The sequence below is a fragment of the Streptomyces sp. NPDC047017 genome (assembly GCF_040644175.1).
Taxonomy (GTDB): Bacteria; Actinomycetota; Actinomycetes; order Streptomycetales; family Streptomycetaceae; genus Streptomyces.
The window spans coordinates 1-17,607 of record NZ_JBEYVW010000025.1 but is presented as its reverse complement, the minus strand read 5'-3'; the positions used below and the strand labels follow the sequence as shown (position 1 = coordinate 17,607).

Here is a 17,607-nt window from a genome sequence, read left to right as displayed (position 1 = left end):
CTGGAACGAGCTGGAAGGAGTGTGAACGGGCTTGAACGAGCTTGATCGGATGGCGCCGGCGGAATGAAAAGTGTGTCTATCAGCGGCAGTCTGCGCGCGTCAACGGTATGTCAAACGCCATGTGGCCTGCGGAAATAACAAGTGTGTCGCTCACGTGTCCCCATTGGTGGAGACCACTGACGCCTTCCTGGTGAGAGCGTGACGGCTGATTCCCACCGGTTCTGTCCGCGAACGCGCGAAGGCCCGCGCCGTCGGGGGACGGCGCGGGCCTGGAGTGCGGCGGGCTACTGCCCGCGGCTACTGCTGCGGCGGGGGAGGGGGCGGGGTGGCCTGACCCTCTCCCTGGCCCTGCGGGGGCTGGGGGTGGCCGGGCTGCGGGGGGTAGGGCTGTCCGGGGTGCGGCGGAGGCGCGTACTGACCCGGCTGTCCGGGATGGCCCGGCAGGGGCTGGCCGGGTGCCGGCGGCTGCGGGTAGGGCTGTCCCGGCGCGGGGGCGGGCTGTCCGTACAACTGGTCCGGTCGCGGCTGCGGCTGCGCCTGCGGCGGCTGCGGGGCGAACTGGCCCGGGAACGGCTGGCCTTGAACGGGCTGGCCCGGCTGCATCGGGTGGCCCGGGTCGCCCGGGTGGCCCGGCTGTCCGGGGTACGGCTGGCCCGGCATCGGCTGCCCCTGGGCGGGCCGGCCGGGGTACGGCTGCTGCTGGGCCGGTGCGCCAGGGTAGGGCTGTCCCGGCACGGGCTGCCCCGGGTAGGGCTGTCCCGGGTAGGGCTGTCCCGGCGCGGGCTGCCCCGGATACGGCTGGGCCGGGACGGGCTGGCCGGGCATCGGCGGGGCCGCCACCGGGGGCGGGTTGCCGTCGGAGGTCCACAGGCCGTGCGCCTGCTGGTGGCGGACGAAGTCCTCGGCGACCATGGCCGCGAGGTGGAAGTACGCCTCCCGCACCTTCGGCCGCATCATGTCGAGGTCGACCTCCGCACCGGCGGCGAGATGCTCGTCGAACGGCACCACGACGACACCGCGGCAGCGCGTCTCGAAGTGGGAGACGATGTCCTCCACCTTGATCATCTTCCCGGTCTCGCGCACCCCCGAGATCACGGTGAGGGACCGCGCGACCAGATCCGCGTACCCGTGCGCGGAGAGCCAGTCCAGCGTCGTACTGGCGCTGGAGGCACCGTCCACGGACGGCGTGGAGATGATGATGAGCTGGTCGGCGAGGTCCAGCACCCCGCGCATCGCGCTGTAGAGCAGACCGGTGCCGGAGTCCGTCAGGATGATCGGGTACTGGTTGCCCAGCACGTCGATCGCGCGCCGGTAGTCCTCGTCGTTGAACGTGGTGGACACGGCCGGGTCCACGTCGTTGGCGATGATCTCAAGGCCGGAGGGCGCCTGGGACGTGAACCGCCGGATGTCCATGTAGGAGTTGAGGTACGGGATCGCCTGCACGAGGTCGCGGATGGTGGCCCCGGTCTCCCGGCGCACCCGGCGGCCGAGGGTACCGGCGTCGGGATTGGCGTCGATGGCGAGGATCTTGTCCTGCCGTTCCGTGGCGAGCGTGGAACCCAGCGCGGTGGTGGTGGTCGTCTTGCCGACACCGCCCTTGAGGCTGATCACCGCGATCCGGTAGCAGGACAGCACCGGAGTCCGGATCAGGTCCAGCTTCCGCTGCCGCTCGGCCTCCTCCTTCTTGGCACCGATCCGGAACCGGGACCCGGCGGCGGCCGGACGTCCGCTGCGCGCCTTCTGCTTCTTGTTGTTCAGCAGCCGGTCCGAGGACAGCTCCACGGCCGCCGTGTAACCGAGCGGCGCGGCCCCCGGGTTGGTCGGCTGCCGCTGGTCGTGCTGTATGGGCTGCGGCCAGGCGGCCCCGAGCCGGGGATCGACGGGCTGCTGCGGCACAGCGGGCGCCGGGGCCGGGGCCGGGGCGGACGGCTGGGGTTGGGCCTGGGGCTGGGGCTGGGCGCCGTCCGGCTGCGCGGGCGGCGGCGGGAAGCCGTAACCGCCGGGCACACCCGAAGCGTTCGGTGCGGGCTGAGCCCCGGGCGCGCCCTGTGCCTCCGGTGCGCCGGGGGCCGGGACCTGGGACTGGACCTGGGGCCGCGGCTGCTCCGGGGGCGGCGGGAAGCCGTACCCGTGCTGCGGGGCGTCCGCGGCGGGGCCGGGGCCGCTCGGGGGCTGCTGGGCCTGGGGCGTCTGGGGGAAGCCGTACGCCGGTTGCGGGGCGTCCGTCGCGGGCGTGGGCCCGTTCGGGGGCTGCTGGACCGGGGGCTGCGGGAAGCCGTAGCCGGGCTGGGCGTTCGGCGCGGGGGCGGGGCCGCTCGGGGGCTGCTGGGCCGGGGGCGTCTGCGGGAAGCCGTACGCAGGCTGCGGGGCGGCCGGAGCAGGCGCCGGGGCGGGCGGCGGTGCCGGGGCGGCGGACGGCGCGTTCCAGGCGGTGGGCGCCGGCTGCGGGGGCTGCGGCTGGAAGGGCTGCGGCGGCTGCGGTCGCGTGGGCGGCGCCGGCTCGGGCTGCGGCTGCGCGGGCCACTGGGCCGCCGGTGCGGGCGCGGCAGGCTGGTACGACGGCGGCAGGGGCGGCACCGGTCCCTGGGGCATGGGCGGCGGGGGAGCCCAGGCCGCGGGGGAGCCCTGCGGGGGGCTCGCGGGGGCCGGGGCAGCCGGGGGCACGGCGTCCGACGGCACCGCGTCCTGCGGCTCCGCACCATGGGGTACGGCGTCCTGGGGCACGGCATCCCGGGGCTCGGCGGCAGGGGTGTCGTCCGCTACGGAGTCGTCGTGGACCCCGGCGGCCTCGGGCTGTGCGTCCGCGGCAGCGGGGTCCTCCGGCCTGTCGTCCGGGGCGTCGGTGTCGCCGCTGTCACCGTCCCCCTCACCTGCATCGCCGCCGACGCCCGCCGCCTGGGCCCCGGCCGCACCGGAGCCCGTGTCCGAGGCCGCCTCCGCGTCAGAACCGGTCGACTCGGCGTCGGCCGGAGCGTCGTCCGCCGGAGCGTCATCGACCGGAGTCCCCGCGCCGGTCTCCGCCGCGCCGGTCGGCTCGTCGTCCCCGGCGGTGGCGTCCCCTGCCCCGGCCGTATCCACGTCGGAGGACCCCGCCTCGGCGGCGTCCACATCCTCCGCGGCACCGTCCGCGTCGGCGGCCTCCCGAGCCCCGGCCGCGTGGGCGAGATCCGCCCCGTCCGAACCCTCGGCCGCCTCTTGCTGCGCCCCCTCCGGCGCCGGGTCCTGCTCCTCGGCCCCGGCCCCGGCCCCGGCCTCGGCCTCGGCGGACCCTTCGGCCCCTTCGGACCCTTCCGCGATCGCCCGCCTTAGCGCCACGGCGGAGAACCGCATGGTGGCACCGCTTTCGAGGTCACCGGCACCCCAGTTCGCGTCCTGCTCGGGCTCGGGTGCCGGCGCTTCGGGAGCGGCCGCGTCCGCAGTGGACGGCTCCGTACCCTGCCGCTGCGGCTCGAACCCGCTCCCCACCGGAAGTTTGGGTACGGCGACCGCGCTCCCCGCCACCGGCGGAGGCGGGAAGGCCGCACCGGGCGCGGGAGGAGAAGGCGGCGTGTACGGCGCCCCGGGCGCGGGCGCGGGAGGTGCCGCAGGGGGTGCGAAGGGCGCTCCCGGCGCGGGCGGCACGTAGGGCGCCCCGGGCGCGGGCGACGGCGCGTGCGGAGGCGGAGGGGGCGTGAAGGAAGGGCCCGCCGCCGGCGGCGGCGTGTACGGCGCACCGGTCGCGTGCGGCGGCGGAGTCAGCCCTGGCACCGGCCCACGAGGAGCGACCGGCGGAACAGCACCGGCGACGGGACCACCCGGCCCCGCCGGACTCCCCGCACCCGCCGCCCCGGCGCCACCCCCGGCTCCCGGAGTCTCAGAAGCCCCCGGAGTCCCGGAAGCGCCCGGCGCCCCCGAGCCGTCACTCGCGGCCCCCGAACCATCGCCCGAACCCCCCGGCCCGGCCGACGCGTTCTGCGTGTACCAGGCCGGCGGCGCGTAGTCGATGGTGAACTCGCCCGTCGTCTCCACGGCGGACGCCGCGTCGGGCTGGTCGTCGCCGGGCGTGGCCCAGCCCCCGCGGTTCCCGTCCCGATCGCTGCTCACAGAGTCCTCCTGGTGCGGTCGAGCCCCCTCAACGCCGTGTCGGGGCGACCTTTTCTCTTCGTCCTTGGTCGTTCGAGGTCGTCCGATGCACCGACTCCCCCCGGGACGGCGACACCCGGTCCACGGGTTCTGGCATCGCGCCCCCCTCCCAGCCTAATCACCAGGAGCCGCGCCCAGGCAGGCCCGTCCGCCTCCGAGCCCCTGCCCACTCCCGCACAACCCGGCAGGAATTGCGGCATACGGCACCGCAAGAGGGGCCAAACCGGGCGCATCCATGAGCAATTGGTGACGAAAGCGAGCACCGCCTGTCGGCGCCCGCCGAATGAGCCTTGCCCGCAGCCGCGTTGACCATCCCGGTCCGGACCCGATCCGTACCGCCCCGGAGCCGCCGTGCATAGTGAGGGGCCGTTCCGCCCGCCCCTGAAAGCTCCCTGAACACCTCTGAACACCTTCTGAAAACCTCGTGAACACCCCCTGAGCGCTCCACAGAAAGGGACCCTCCCGCGTGAGCTTCGGCCCACCGCCTTCCATGTACACGCAGTCCGCCCTGGCGGCGGACGGCCAGCGGAAGAAGCGCCGCAAGAACAGGCTGCTGGTACTCGCCTCGATCGTCGTCGTCGCGGCCCTGGCCGTGGCCGGCCTGCTCGCCGTGAACCACGGCAGGAGCCAGGCCGGGGACGACAAGCCGCCGTCCGCCGCCGGTCAGGACCGCCTCGACGTCCGGGAGACGGCCGAGAAGCGGCCCGCGAGCACCAACGGCGTCATGGCCTTCCGTTTCTCGCTCGACGACCTGGGCCCCGGCGAGCACGAGGAACTGCCGGGCATGTGGGCCACGGACAAGATCCTGGCCAAGGGCATCCAGAGCACGCTCGTCGGCCTGCGGATCGGTTCGGACGCCAAGCCGGGCGACGAGGTGTGGCGGCTCCGGCTCCCCGGCCTGATCTGCGGATACACCCGCCATGTGAGCGGCGACAACCGCACGGCCGTCCTGTCCCGGGCGCGCGCGAACGACGCCCAGGCCCCGTGCAGCCACCTGACCTGGGTCGACCTCGACGACGGGCGGAAGCTCTGGGAACAGGACTTCCCCGTCGCCAGGGCCGCCGGCAGCCAGGAGACCCCCAGCGTCACCCTCGCCCACGCCACGGTGGCCGTGAGCTGGGGCGGCGGCGCCGAGGCGTACGACATGGATCTCGGCAAGCGGCTGTGGCGCACCAAGGCGCCCGGGCGGTGCCAGGACATGGGCGTCGCGGGCGGGCAGGCGCTGCTCGACCGGCTCGGCTGCTGGAACGCCGGCGCGGACCCCACCTCGTGGCAGTCGTCCACCTACAAGGTGCGCAAGCTCGACCCGCGCACCGGCCGCGTCCTGTGGACGTACGCCGCCACCCCGGGCATCAGGGACCTGCGCGTGCCCTCCACCGAGCCGGCCGTCCTCGCCGTCGCGGCGGGCGAGACCGGCTACACCGAACTGCTCTCCCTCGACGACCGGGGCGAGAGCCGCGCCACCATGCGCCTCAACAGCGGCAACTACCTGGGCGAATGCTCGGACGACACCGACTACCTCGTCCTCGACGACTGCCCCACCATCGCGGTCGGCGCGGGCCAGGCGTTCGTGCGCAGCAAGGACGCGGGCGGCCTGGAGAACTCCAACTGGGTCATCGGCTTCGACCTGGCCACCGGCAACACGGTCAAGAAGTTCGAGTCCGGGCCGGGCGCCCTGCTGTACCCGGTCCGGATGAGCGGCGACCAGCTCCTCGCCCTGCGCCTGGACGACGACCACATCGCGCCCTCGGCCCTGGTGAGCCTGAACCCCCGGACGGGGGCCGAGACGCCGTACTTCTACTTCGACGTGGCCCAGGAGGCGCAACCGCTCACCGTGCTGGACGCGAGCGACGTCGTCGTGCAGAACGGACGCCTGTTCTTCGGCAGCCACGCCGCGGACGGCCCGTCCGGCAAGCAGAAGCGGTGGACCTGGCTGGTCCTCGGGATCGGCGGCGGCGCCGCCGGCAAGTGATCCGGGCCCCGGACGGCGGATGCCGGCCTCCGGTCTCCGGACGCGGCCTCCGGACGGCGCGGGGGGCGGCACGCGCGCGCGTGCCGCCCCCTTTCACCTGCGTACGCTCCCGTACGCCGGCGTGCGCTTCCGTACGCCCCTCAGCCCTGGTCCAGGCCCCCGTTGTGCGGGGCCGGCTCCAGGTCGAACTCCCCGTCCCGCGCGCCCAGCACGAACGCCCGCCACTCCGCCTCCGTATAGCGGAGCACGGTGTCGTGGTCGAGGGACGACCGCATGGCCACGGCGCCGTCCGGCAGGTAGGCGATCTCGACCCGCTCCTCGTGCTCCTCCGTGCCCGGCGCGCACTGCCACTCCACGCCGGAGATGTCCAGCGCGTACAGTTCGTCGCGCTCCCGCTCCTTGCGTGCCTTGATCTCCGCTTCCGTCTCCGCCATCTCGCAGCGACCCCTTCCCGACGTACGTACACGGTGCCGGGCCAGCGTAGTGGCACGGACGGTCCCGCGCGCGGGGCCCCGGAAACCCCGGGCGGACCGCCCGCCTCCGCCTGGTACCCTGAGTGACGGCCGTTCGTGTACGCACCCCCGGAGCACCGCAGGACACCCTGCGCACCCTGGAGGCCGCGCCCAGCGGATCCCCGCCTCCCGAGTAACGGAAGCTCCCCAGCGACGCAGACCTGGGGCACTCGGTGGCCAGTCACAGACCATGAGGAGTACGCGTGTCGCTCGACGCCGCTACGAAGAAGCAGATCATCTCCGAGTTCGGTACCAAGGAGGGCGACACCGGCTCCCCCGAGGTCCAGGTCGCCCTGCTGTCGCGTCGGATCTCCGACCTGACCGAGCACCTCAAGACCCACAAGCACGACCACCACTCCCGCCGTGGTCTGCTGATCCTGGTCGGTCAGCGCCGTCGCCTGCTGCAGTACCTGGCGAAGAAGGACATCCAGCGCTTCCGCGCGCTGGTCGACCGCCTCGGCATCCGCCGCGGTGCGGCCGGCGGCGCCAAGTAAGACGCCGTGAAGGGAGCGGTTCCCACAGGACTGGGGGCCGCTCCCTTCGCCGTATGCGCGTGCGGCGGCCGCGGAGAACACCGCGGAGTGTCCCGCCGTACGCGGGGAAACATGCGCAGTGTCACTGCCGCTTTGTAATGTGGTAGCAGGACGCATCGTAAATGACACAGCGTGATGGCCCCTGCCCTCGTGCGGACAGGGCCCTCGCGCACCACGAGGAACGAGGAGAAGCGCGCTTCGCCGCCGCCGGTCCTCGGTAGTGGCCCCCGGGCGAACAGGCCCCGGGTGCTTCGATCGAAGACCGGCCCGCACCAGACGAGGCGCTTCTCCACCACCGTCCCCCCGCCACACGGGCGAGGCGGGACGAAAGACGACAAGTAACGGAGAAAACGCTAGTGGAGAACGAGACCCACTACGCCGAAGCCGTCATCGACAACGGCTCCTTCGGCACCCGCACCATCCGCTTCGAGGCGGGCCGCCTGGCCAAGCAGGCCGCCGGCTCCGCCGTGGCGTACCTGGACGACGACACCATGGTGCTGTCGGCCACCACCGCCTCCAAGAACCCCAAGGACCAGCTCGACTTCTTCCCCCTCACGGTGGACGTCGAGGAGCGGATGTACGCCGCCGGCAAGATCCCCGGCAGCTTCTTCCGCCGTGAGGGCCGCCCCTCCGAGGACGCGATCCTCACCTGCCGCCTGATCGACCGCCCGCTGCGCCCCTCCTTCCGCAAGGGCCTGCGCAACGAGATCCAGGTCGTCTGCACGGTCATGGCCCTCAACCCCGACCACCTGTACGACGTCGTGGCGATCAACGCCGCGTCCGCGTCGACGCAGCTGGCCGGCCTGCCCTTCTCCGGCCCGATCGGCGGCGTCCGCGTCGCGCTGATCAACGGCCAGTGGGTCGCCTTCCCGACCCACAGCGAGCTGGAGGACGCCGTCTTCGACATGGTCGTCGCCGGCCGTGCCCTGGAGGACGGCGACGTCGCGATCATGATGGTCGAGGCCGAGGCCACCGAGCAGACCATCCAGCTGGTCAAGGGCGGTGCCGAGGCCCCCACCGAGGAGGTCGTCGCCGCCGGCCTGGAGGCCGCGAAGCCCTTCATCAAGGTGCTCTGCAAGGCCCAGTCGGACCTCGCCGCCAAGGCCGCCAAGCCGACCGGCGAGTTCCCGATCTTCCTCGACTACCAGGACGACGTCCTGGAGGCGCTGACCGCCGCGGTCCGCCCCGAGCTGGCCCAGGCGCTCACCATCGCCGGCAAGCAGGAGCGCGAGGCCGAGCTGGACCGCGTCAAGGGCCTGGCCGCCGAGAAGCTGCTGCCCGAGTTCGAGGGCCGCGAGAAGGAGATCTCCGCCGCGTACCGCTCGCTGACCAAGACCCTGGTCCGCGAGCGCGTCATCAAGGAGAAGAAGCGCATCGACGGCCGCGGCGTCACGGACATCCGTACGCTCGCCGCCGAGGTCGAGGCCATCCCGCGGGTGCACGGCTCGGCGCTGTTCGAGCGCGGCGAGACCCAGATCCTGGGCGTCACCACCCTCAACATGCTCCGCATGGAGCAGCAGCTGGACACTCTCTCCCCGGTGACCCGCAAGCGCTACATGCACAACTACAACTTCCCGCCGTACTCCACCGGCGAGACCGGCCGCGTCGGCTCCCCCAAGCGCCGCGAGATCGGCCACGGCGCCCTCGCCGAGCGCGCCCTGGTGCCGGTGCTGCCCGCGCGCGAGGACTTCCCCTACGCGATCCGCCAGGTGTCCGAGGCCCTCGGCTCCAACGGCTCGACGTCCATGGGCTCGGTCTGCGCCTCCACCATGTCCCTGCTGAACGCCGGTGTGCCCCTCAAGGCCCCGGTCGCCGGTATCGCCATGGGCCTGATCTCCCAGGAGATCGAGGGCGAGACGCACTACGTCACCCTCACCGACATCCTCGGTGCGGAGGACGCCTTCGGCGACATGGACTTCAAGGTCGCCGGCACCAAGGAGTTCGTGACCGCCCTTCAGCTCGACACCAAGCTGGACGGCATCCCCGCCTCCGTCCTGGCCGCCGCCCTCAAGCAGGCCCGTGACGCCCGCCTCCACATCCTCGACGTGATGATGGAAGCGATCGACACGCCGGACGAGATGTCCCCCAACGCGCCGCGGATCATCACCGTGAAGATCCCGGTCGACAAGATCGGCGAGGTCATCGGCCCCAAGGGCAAGATGATCAACCAGATCCAGGAGGACACCGGCGCCGAGATCACCATCGAGGACGACGGCACCATCTACATCGGTGCCGCCGACGGCCCGTCCGCCGAGGCCGCCCGCACCACGATCAACAGCATCGCCAACCCGACGATGCCCGAGGTCGGCGAGCGCTACCTGGGCACGGTCGTCAAGACGACCACCTTCGGCGCCTTCGTCTCCCTGCTGCCCGGCAAGGACGGCCTGCTGCACATCTCGCAGATCCGCAAGCTGGCCGGCGGCAAGCGCGTGGAGAACGTCGAGGACGTGCTCGGCGTGGGCCACAAGGTCCAGGTCGAGATCGCCGAGATCGACTCCCGCGGCAAGCTCTCCCTGATCCCCGTGATCGAGGGCGAAGAGGGCGGCGAAGAGCAGAAGGACGATGCCGCCAAGTGACGTCCCGTAGCTCGAAGGCGACGGCCCGCACCTCCTCGGAGGCGCGGGCCGTCGCCCGTACCCAAACCCTGATCAAGGGCACCGGCGGCATCGGCACCGTCCGCAGGACCACCCTCCCGGGCGGCCTGCGCATCGTCACCGAGACCCTGCCCTCCGTCCGCTCGGCCACCTTCGGCATCTGGGCGCACGTCGGCTCCCGCGACGAGACGCCCGCCCTGGGCGGCGCCACGCACTACCTGGAGCACCTGCTCTTCAAGGGCACCGAGCGCCGCTCCGCCCTGGACATCTCCGCGGCCCTGGACGCCGTCGGCGGCGAGATGAACGCGTTCACCGCCAAGGAGTACACGTGCTACTACGCACGCGTGCTCGACACCGACCTGCCGCTCGCCATCGACGTGGTCTGCGACATGCTCACCGGCTCGCTGATACGGGAGGAGGACGTCGACGTCGAACGCGGCGCCATCCTCGAAGAGATCGCGATGACCGAGGACGACCCGGGCGACTGCGTGCACGACCTGTTCGCGCACACCATGTTCGGCGACAACCCGCTGGGCCGCCCGGTCCTCGGCACCGTCGACACGGTCAACGCCCTCACCGCCGACCGCATCCGCCGCTTCTACAAGAAGCACTACGACCCGACCCACCTCGTGGTCGCCTGCGCCGGCAACGTCGACCACGCCAAGGTCGTACGCCAGGTCCGGGCCGCCTTCGAGAAGGCCGGCGCCCTGCGCGACGCCGCCGCCGTGCCCCTCGCCCCGCGCGACGGCCGCCGCGCCCTGCGCACCGCGGGCCGCCTGGAGGTGCAGAACCGCAAGACGGAACAGGCCCATGTCGTCCTCGGCATGCCCGGCCTGGCCCGCACCGACGACCGCCGCTGGGCCCTGGGCGTGCTCAACACCGCTCTTGGCGGCGGCATGTCCTCGCGCCTGTTCCAGGAGGTACGGGAGAAGCGCGGCCTCGCCTACAGCGTGTACTCCTACACCTCCGGCTTCGCCGACTGCGGCCTGTTCGGCGTCTACGCCGGCTGCCGCCCCAGCCAGGTGCACGACGTGCTGCGGATCTGCCGCGACGAACTCGACCACGTCGCCGAGCACGGCCTGAGCGACGACGAGATCGGCCGCGCCATCGGCCAGCTCCAGGGCTCCACCGTCCTCGGCCTGGAGGACACCGGCGCGCTGATGAACCGCATCGGCAAGAGCGAGCTGTGCTGGGGCGAGCAGATCTCCGTCGACGACATGCTGGCCCGGATGGCCGCGGTGACCCCGGACGAGGTCCGCGAGGTCGCCCGGGACATCCTGGGACAGCGCCCGTCGCTGTCGGTCATCGGCCCGCTCAAGGACAAGCAGGCCGCCCGCCTGCACGACGCGGTCGCGTAACCCCTCGGACGTATCCCCCCTCCGGTCTAAGGAAGCATGAGATGAGCAAGCTGCGCGTGGCGGTCCTCGGTGCCAAGGGCCGGATCGGCTCCGAGGCGGTACGGGCGGTGGAGGCCGCCGAGGACATGGAGCTGGTCGCCGCCCTCGGCCGCGGCGACCAGGTGGAGACCCTGACCGAGACCGGCGCCGAGGTGGCCGTCGAGCTGACCACCCCGGACTCGGTCATGGACAACCTCGACTACTGCGTGGGGCACGGCATCCACGCCGTCGTCGGCACCACCGGCTGGACCGACGAGCGCCTCGCACGGCTGACGGACCAGCTCTCCCGGTCCCCGCAGACCGGTGTGCTCATCGCCCCGAACTTCTCCATCGGGGCCGTGCTGACCATGAAGTTCGCGCAGCTCGCCGCGCCGTACTTCGAGTCCGTCGAGGTCGTCGAACTCCACCACCCCGACAAGGCCGACGCGCCCAGCGGCACGGCCACCCGCACCGCCCAGCTCATCGCCGAGGCCCGCCGCCAGGCCGGCACGGCCCCGGCGCCGGACGCCACCGTCACCGCCCTGGACGGCGCCCGCGGCGCCGACGTCGACGGCGTACCGGTGCACGCCGTGCGCCTGCGCGGCCTCCTCGCCCACCAGGAGGTCCTGCTGGGCGGCGAGGGCGAGACCCTCACCATCCGCCACGACTCGCTCCACCACAGCAGCTTCATGCCGGGCATCCTGCTCGGCGCCCGCCGCGTGGTGACCACTCCAGGCCTGACCTTCGGCCTGGAGCACTTCCTCGACCTGAACTGAGCCCCGACCCCCATGCGCGCGAAGATCACCTACCTCGTCACGGCCGCCGTCCTGGTCTTCTACTTCGTCCTGGTCGGCAGCCGCGGCGTGCTGCTCATCGAGTCCGGCACGCTCGTGACGGTCACCTTCGGCATCGCCGTCCTGATCCTGCCGGTGATCGGACTGTGGTTCCTGTGGAAGAACACCCAGTTCGTCCGCCGGGCCAACGCCCTGGCCACCGAACTCGACGCCGAGGGCGGGCTGCCCGTCGACGAGCTGGAGCGCACCCCCGGCGGACGCATCGACCGCGACTCGGCCGACGCGGTCTTCGCCCGGCGCAAGGCCGAGACCGAGGACGCCCCCGACGACTGGCGCACCTGGTTCCGGCTCGCCGTCGCCTACCACGACGCCCGCGACACCCCGCGCGCCCGCAAGGCGATGCAGCGGGCGATCGCCCTGCACGACGGCAGACCACTCCCGGCTCCCTGAGCCCCGCATCCCTCACACCGGTGGGTCCGGTCCGCACGCCGCGGACCGGACCCACCGGTGCGAGCGGCACCCGCGTCAGCGACCGAGCCGCGACCCGGCCGCCCGCCCCACCGAAGAGCGTTCGCCGGCGAGGAGGATTCTCAGCGCGGCGTGTTCTCCGCGGCCCACGCCTGCACCGCGTCCGCCGCCCGGTCGAACGCCGTGGCACGGCCCAGGAAATCGGCGCCGTGGGTGGTCAGCAGCGGCGGCACGGTCTCCGGGGCCCGGCCCCGGCGCACCATCAGCAGCGCCTGCCCCTGCACCGTGCGCGGCAGCCCGAGCCAGCGCACCGGCTGCTGCGCGGTGCGCAGGCTGACCACCTGCGCCCACGGCGTCGTACGGCTGACCAGGAAGCTCACCTGGCGCAGCCCCCGGGCGCCGACCCACACGCCCATGCGCAGCAGCCGCAGCGCCGCGGCGATGACGGCCACGCCCACCGCCAGGCAGACCGCGGCGGAGGCCGGCTCGCCGGTGAGCGCGATCACCACCCCCGCGAGCAGCACGAACGAGGCGAGCAGCAGGACGAGCGCCGCAGCGCCCACCCGCCACGGACCGGGCCGGTAGGGGCGCCGCCAGCGCTCACGGTCGTCGAAGGGCAGCGCGACGTCGTCCGCTGCGTCGAAGGCACGGTCGGCCGTCAGGAAGGGCAGGGGCACGGCGGGTCCTCACTCGTCCACGCAGGGGCTGTGCCCGGTGAGGCTATCCGTCTGTGTTCTCGCTCACCACTCGCGGGGGGCCGCCCGGGTGGCCGGGCGGTTGGCCGGGCGGTCAGTGCCCGTGCGAGGCCTGCTGCGTCTGCGTGGGGGAGTGCGTGAGCGACAGCGCGGGCATGCCCAGGACCAGGGCGCCCACGATCCCCGCGACGATGGTCAGGCCCAGCAGGCAGCGCCCGGCTATCTGACCGAAGGACGCCCGCCCGGACGGCGGGGGAGTGACATTGCTCCGGAACCGGTCGGCCTCGGCGACGAAGGCGAACGGGACGGGCTCACGCCTGCGGAACATCGCGGGTACGGCTCCCTTCGGGATCGAACGGGGGTGTCTCACCCATACAGACGCACGACTGTCCCGAAAGGTGCCCGCTTCCCCCGAATTCGCAGAACTTCACCGAAGATGTCGCGCCCGGGCACAGGACGCCCCGATGTCACAGGCGGCCCGTAGAGTGGGCGCCGCCCGTCAGACGTGAAGAAAGGGACCCCGCACACCGTGACCGACACCCCCGCCGACGACCAGAAGCCCAGCTTCCGCAGCGACGTCACCGTCGAGCTGGTCAAGCACACCGCGTCGGACGCCGACGTGCTGTTCGCGGCCCGCGTCTCGACCATCGGCGAGCAGTCCCTGGACGAGCTGGACAAGGACCCGGAGCGCTCCAAGGGCCTGATCAACTACCTGATGCGGGACCGGCACGGCAGCCCCTTCGAGCACAACTCGATGACGTTCTTCATCAGCGCCCCGATCTTCGTCTTCCGCGAGTTCATGCGCCACCGCGTCGGCTGGTCCTACAACGAGGAGTCCGGCCGCTACCGCGAGCTCCAGCCCGTCTTCTACGTCCCCGACGCCTCCCGCAAGCTGGTCCAGGAGGGCCGCCCGGGCAAGTACCGGTTCGTCGAGGGCACCCAGGCCCAGCAGGAGCTGGTCGGCCGGGTCATGGAGGACACCTACCGCGAGGCGTACGCGTCCTACCAGGAGATGCTGGCGGCCGGTGTCGCCCGCGAGGTCGCCCGCGCGGTGCTGCCGGTGGGCCTGTTCTCCTCGATGTACGCCACCTGCAACGCCCGCTCGCTGATGCACTTCCTCGGCCTGCGCACCCAGCACGAGCTGGCCAAGGTGCCGTCCTTCCCGCAGCGGGAGATCGAGATGGTGGGCGAGAAGATGGAGGCCGGGTGGGCGAAGCTCATGCCGCTCACCCACGCCGCCTTCAACGCCAACGGGCGAGTCGCGCCGTAACCCTTCTTCGCGCGGGCACCGCGGGGACAGATGTACGGATCAGCCGTGCGAAGTGTCCGTATTGCGGCATTTATGGAAGTTATCTAGCCTGATCGAACGGACCCGGCACTGCTTGAACCCCCGAGCAGGCAGTGCCGGGCTCCACCTTGTCCCCCTTTGTCGCCCGCCCCGAGGGCAGACCCCGCCTGGAGCAGCGAGTAGCGTGTTACCCATGGCTCCGACCTCGACTCCGCAGACCCCCTTCGGGCGGGTCCTCACCGCCATGGTCACGCCCTTCACGGCGGACGGCGCACTCGACCTCGACGGCGCGCAGCGGCTCGCCGCCCACCTGGTGGACGCAGGCAACGACGGCCTCGTCGTCAACGGCACCACCGGCGAGTCCCCCACCACCGGCGATGCGGAGAAAACCGACCTCGTACGCGCGGTCGTGGCGGCCGTCGGAGACCGCGCCCACGTCGTGGCCGGCGTCGGCACCAACGACACCCACCACAGCATCGAGCTGGCCCGCGCCGCCGAACAGGCCGGCGCGCACGGCCTGCTCACCGTCACGCCGTACTACAACAAGCCCCCGCAAGAGGGCCTGTACCGGCACTTCACGGCCATCGCCGACACGACCGGCCTGCCCGTCATGCTCTACGACATCCCCGGCCGCAGCGGCGTCCCGATCAACACGGAGACCATCGTCCGCCTCGCCGAGCACCCGCGGATCGTCGCGAACAAGGACGCCAAGGGCGATCTCGGCCGGGCCGGCTGGGCCATCGCGCGCTCCGGTCTCGCCTGGTACTCCGGCGACGACATGCTCAACCTGCCCCTGCTCTCGGTGGGCGCGGTCGGCTTCGTCTCGGTCGTCGGCCATGTCGTCACCCCGGACCTGCGTGCCCTCATCGACGCCTACACCTCCGGCGACGTCCAGAAGGCCACCGAGATCCACCAGAAGCTGCTCCCGGTCTACACCGGCATGTTCCGCACGCAGGGCGTCATGACCACCAAGGCCGCGCTCGCCCTGCTGGGCCTGCCCGGCGGACCGCTGCGGCTGCCCATGGTCGAGCTGACGTCCGAAGAGACCGAACAGCTCAAGATCGATCTTGCCGCCGGCGGGGTACAGCTCTGACAACGAGACTTCGCGAGATCCCTCGCACCGCCCGGCTCCACCCGGCACCCCGCCGGGCACCGGGCTCCACAACTGAACAAGCACGTCACCCGCGGGCCACCGGTGCCCGCATCCCATGACCGACAACTGCTTCTGCACGAACGTCACGCGCGCCACGTGCCCCACCGGTACGTGGCGCGTGTGGTGAGGAGGGTCTTTTGAGTCATCCGCATCCCGAACTCGCCCCGCCCCCGGCGCTGCCCGCCGGCGGCCTCCGCGTCACCCCGCTCGGTGGCCTCGGCGAGATCGGCCGCAACATGACCGTTTTCGAGTACGGCGGCCGCCTGCTGATCGTCGACTGCGGAGTACTCTTCCCCGAGGAGGAGCAGCCCGGAATCGACCTGATCCTGCCGGACTTCTCGTCCATCCGGGACCGCCTCGACGACATCGAGGGCATCGTCCTCACCCACGGTCACGAGGACCACATCGGCGGCGTCCCCTACCTCCTGCGGGAGAAGCCGGACATCCCGCTGATCGGCTCCAAGCTGACCCTGGCGCTCATCGAGGCGAAGCTCCAGGAGCACCGCATCCGCCCCTACACCCTTGAAGTCGCCGAGGGGAACCGGGAGCGCATCGGCCCCTTCGACTGCGAGTTCGTCGCGGTCAACCACTCCATCCCGGACGCGCTGGCCGTCGCCATCCGCACTCCGGCCGGCATGGTGGTGCACACCGGCGACTTCAAGATGGACCAGCTGCCGCTGGACAACCGCCTCACCGACCTGCACGCGTTCGCCCGGCTGAGCGAGGAGGGCATCGACCTCCTCCTGAGCGACTCCACGAACGCCGAGGTCCCCGGCTTCACCCCGCACGAGCGGGACATCTCCGGGGTGCTGCGCCAGGTCTTCGCCGGTGCCGGCAAGCGGATCATCGTGGCCAGCTTCGCCAGCCACGTCCACCGCATCCAGCAGATCCTGGACGCCGCCCACGAGTACGGCCGCCGGGTCGCCTTCGTCGGCCGCTCCATGGTCCGCAACATGGGCATCGCCCGGGACCTCGGCTACCTGAAGGTGCCGCCGGGCCTGGTGGTGGACGTCAGGACGCTGGACGACCTGCCCGACCACGAGGTGGTCCTGGTCTGCACCGGCTCCCAGGGCGAGCCCATGGCGGCCCTGTCGCGGATGGCGAACCGGGACCACCAGATCCGCATCGTCGAGGGCGACACGGTGATCCTCGCGTCGTCGCTGATCCCCGGCAACGAGAACGCGGTGTACCGGGTCATCAACGGCCTGACCCGTTGGGGCGCCAACGTCGTCCACAAGGGCAACGCCAAGGTGCACGTCTCGGGCCACGCCTCGGCCGGTGAGCTGCTGTACTTCTACAACATCTGCCGCCCGAAGAATCTGATGCCGGTGCACGGCGAGTGGCGCCATCTGCGCGCCAACGCCGAGCTGGGCGCGATGACCGGCGTCCCGCACGACCGGATCGTCATCGCCGAGGACGGCGTGACCGTCGACCTCGTCGAGGGCAAGGCCAGGATCTCCGGCAAGGTCCAGGCCGGCTACGTCTACGTGGACGGCCTCTCCGTCGGCGACGTGGGCGAGCCCGCGCTCAAGGACCGCAAGATCCTCGGCGACGAGGGCATCATCTCGGTCTTCGTGGTGGTCGACTCCACCACGGGCAAGGTCACCGGCGGCCCGCACATCCAGGCGCGCGGCTCCGGCATCGACGACTCCGCCTTCGGCGCGGTGATCCCCAAGATCGCCCAGTCCCTGGAGAAGTCCGCCCAGGAAGGCATCGCCGACTCCCACCAGCTGCAGCAGCTGATCCGCCGCACGCTGGGCAAGTGGGTCTCGGACACCTACCGGCGCCGGCCGATGATCCTCCCGGTCGTCGTGGAGGTCTGACCGGCCGGACGGCCGTCCTACGGCGGCTCGTCCGCACGAAGTGGCAGCGGGGCGCCTCGATTTGCATCGGGGCGCCCCGCTCCAGTACGTTTACGGCTCCGCCAGGACGGGAACCCGAACGCTTCATGCGTACGGAGGACACTCCCGGAGGGGCGGGAAATCCGACTCAGAATCTCTGATAAAGTCGGAACCGCCGGAAAGGGAAACGCGGAAGCGGGAACCTGGAAAGCACCGAGGAAATCGGATCGGAAAACGGTCTGATAGAGTCGGAAACGCA

Annotated in this window: 13 protein-coding genes; 9 read left to right on the top strand and 4 right to left on the bottom strand. The window is 72.1% G+C overall.

Annotated features, from left to right (window positions below; translation table 11 throughout):
• Positions 1 to 297: 297 nt before the first annotated feature.
• Positions 298 to 4,083 carry an SCO5717 family growth-regulating ATPase gene (locus ABZ858_RS32440; protein WP_361386835.1) on the bottom strand — a complete coding sequence of 1,262 codons (3,786 nt, stop codon included), beginning with the start codon at positions 4,081 to 4,083 and terminating at the stop codon, positions 298 to 300.
• 529 nt (positions 4,084 to 4,612) lie between these two features.
• On the opposite strand from ABZ858_RS32440, the gene ABZ858_RS32435 reads away from it, so the two are divergent.
• Positions 4,613 to 6,094, top strand: a complete 1,482-nt coding sequence (locus ABZ858_RS32435; RefSeq protein ID WP_361386832.1) for a PQQ-binding-like beta-propeller repeat protein — start codon at positions 4,613 to 4,615, stop codon at positions 6,092 to 6,094.
• 140 nt (positions 6,095 to 6,234) lie between these two features.
• On the opposite strand, the gene ABZ858_RS32430 is transcribed toward ABZ858_RS32435, so the two are convergent.
• Entirely contained in the window at positions 6,235 to 6,528 is a 294-nt protein-coding gene (locus ABZ858_RS32430) for a DUF397 domain-containing protein (protein WP_361386829.1), read from the bottom strand.
• Between the two features lie 281 nt (positions 6,529 to 6,809).
• On the opposite strand from ABZ858_RS32430, the gene rpsO reads away from it, so the two are divergent.
• From rpsO to ABZ858_RS32405, 5 genes are all read left to right on the top strand, one after another.
• A complete protein-coding gene (gene rpsO, locus ABZ858_RS32425; protein ID WP_009190990.1) occupies positions 6,810 to 7,100 on the top strand; it encodes a 30S ribosomal protein S15 in 291 nt (96 codons plus the stop codon).
• A gap of 395 nt (positions 7,101 to 7,495) precedes the next feature.
• Positions 7,496 to 9,715, top strand: coding sequence for a polyribonucleotide nucleotidyltransferase (locus ABZ858_RS32420; RefSeq protein ID WP_361386826.1), 2,220 nt, complete (start codon positions 7,496 to 7,498; stop codon positions 9,713 to 9,715).
• On the top strand, positions 9,712 to 11,091 hold the full coding sequence (locus ABZ858_RS32415; protein WP_361386824.1) for a pitrilysin family protein: 1,380 nt from the start codon (positions 9,712 to 9,714) through the stop codon (positions 11,089 to 11,091). Before ABZ858_RS32420 ends, ABZ858_RS32415 begins: the two co-directional genes overlap by 4 nt.
• A 41-nt stretch (positions 11,092 to 11,132) precedes the next feature.
• Entirely contained in the window at positions 11,133 to 11,885 is a 753-nt protein-coding gene (gene dapB, locus ABZ858_RS32410; RefSeq protein ID WP_361386822.1) for a 4-hydroxy-tetrahydrodipicolinate reductase, read from the top strand.
• A 12-nt stretch (positions 11,886 to 11,897) separates the two neighbouring features.
• On the top strand, positions 11,898 to 12,353 hold the full coding sequence (locus ABZ858_RS32405) for a hypothetical protein (protein ID WP_361386819.1): 456 nt from the start codon (positions 11,898 to 11,900) through the stop codon (positions 12,351 to 12,353).
• 140 nt (positions 12,354 to 12,493) lie between these two features.
• Here ABZ858_RS32405 and ABZ858_RS32400 read toward each other — a convergent pair whose 3' ends face one another.
• Both ABZ858_RS32400 and ABZ858_RS32395 read right to left on the bottom strand, forming a co-directional pair.
• The gene (locus ABZ858_RS32400) at positions 12,494 to 13,048 is read right to left on the bottom strand and encodes a hypothetical protein (RefSeq protein ID WP_361386816.1); all 555 of its coding nucleotides are present in this window, start codon (positions 13,046 to 13,048) and stop codon (positions 12,494 to 12,496) included.
• Between the two features lie 112 nt (positions 13,049 to 13,160).
• Complete coding sequence (locus ABZ858_RS32395; RefSeq protein ID WP_361386813.1) at positions 13,161 to 13,394, bottom strand: hypothetical protein; 234 nt, start codon at positions 13,392 to 13,394, stop codon at positions 13,161 to 13,163.
• Between the two features lie 201 nt (positions 13,395 to 13,595).
• Here ABZ858_RS32395 and thyX point away from each other — a divergent pair, with 201 nt between their 5' ends.
• From thyX to ABZ858_RS32380, 3 genes are all read left to right on the top strand, one after another.
• Complete coding sequence (gene thyX / locus ABZ858_RS32390) at positions 13,596 to 14,336, top strand: FAD-dependent thymidylate synthase (protein WP_361386810.1); 741 nt, start codon at positions 13,596 to 13,598, stop codon at positions 14,334 to 14,336.
• A 211-nt stretch (positions 14,337 to 14,547) separates the two neighbouring features.
• A complete protein-coding gene (gene dapA, locus ABZ858_RS32385) occupies positions 14,548 to 15,447 on the top strand; it encodes a 4-hydroxy-tetrahydrodipicolinate synthase (RefSeq protein ID WP_361386807.1) in 900 nt (299 codons plus the stop codon).
• Positions 15,448 to 15,644: 197 nt separating this feature from the next.
• The gene (locus ABZ858_RS32380) at positions 15,645 to 17,330 is read left to right on the top strand and encodes a ribonuclease J (RefSeq protein ID WP_361386804.1); all 1,686 of its coding nucleotides are present in this window, start codon (positions 15,645 to 15,647) and stop codon (positions 17,328 to 17,330) included.
• Positions 17,331 to 17,607 lie beyond the last annotated feature (277 nt).

Excerpts from the sequence above, each read along its gene's own strand:
- ABZ858_RS32435 (WP_361386832.1), top strand. The coding sequence starts at position 4,613 with ATGTACACGCAGTCCGCCCTGGCGGCGGACGGCCAGCGGAAGAAGCGC.
- ABZ858_RS32405 (WP_361386819.1), top strand. The coding sequence starts at position 11,898 with ATGCGCGCGAAGATCACCTACCTCGTCACGGCCGCCGTCCTGGTCTTC.
- ABZ858_RS32395 (WP_361386813.1), bottom strand. The coding sequence starts at position 13,394 with ATGTTCCGCAGGCGTGAGCCCGTCCCGTTCGCCTTCGTCGCCGAGGCC.
- dapA (WP_361386807.1), top strand. The coding sequence starts at position 14,548 with ATGGCTCCGACCTCGACTCCGCAGACCCCCTTCGGGCGGGTCCTCACC.
- dapB (WP_361386822.1), top strand. The coding sequence starts at position 11,133 with ATGAGCAAGCTGCGCGTGGCGGTCCTCGGTGCCAAGGGCCGGATCGGC.
- ABZ858_RS32430 (WP_361386829.1), bottom strand. The coding sequence starts at position 6,528 with ATGGCGGAGACGGAAGCGGAGATCAAGGCACGCAAGGAGCGGGAGCGC.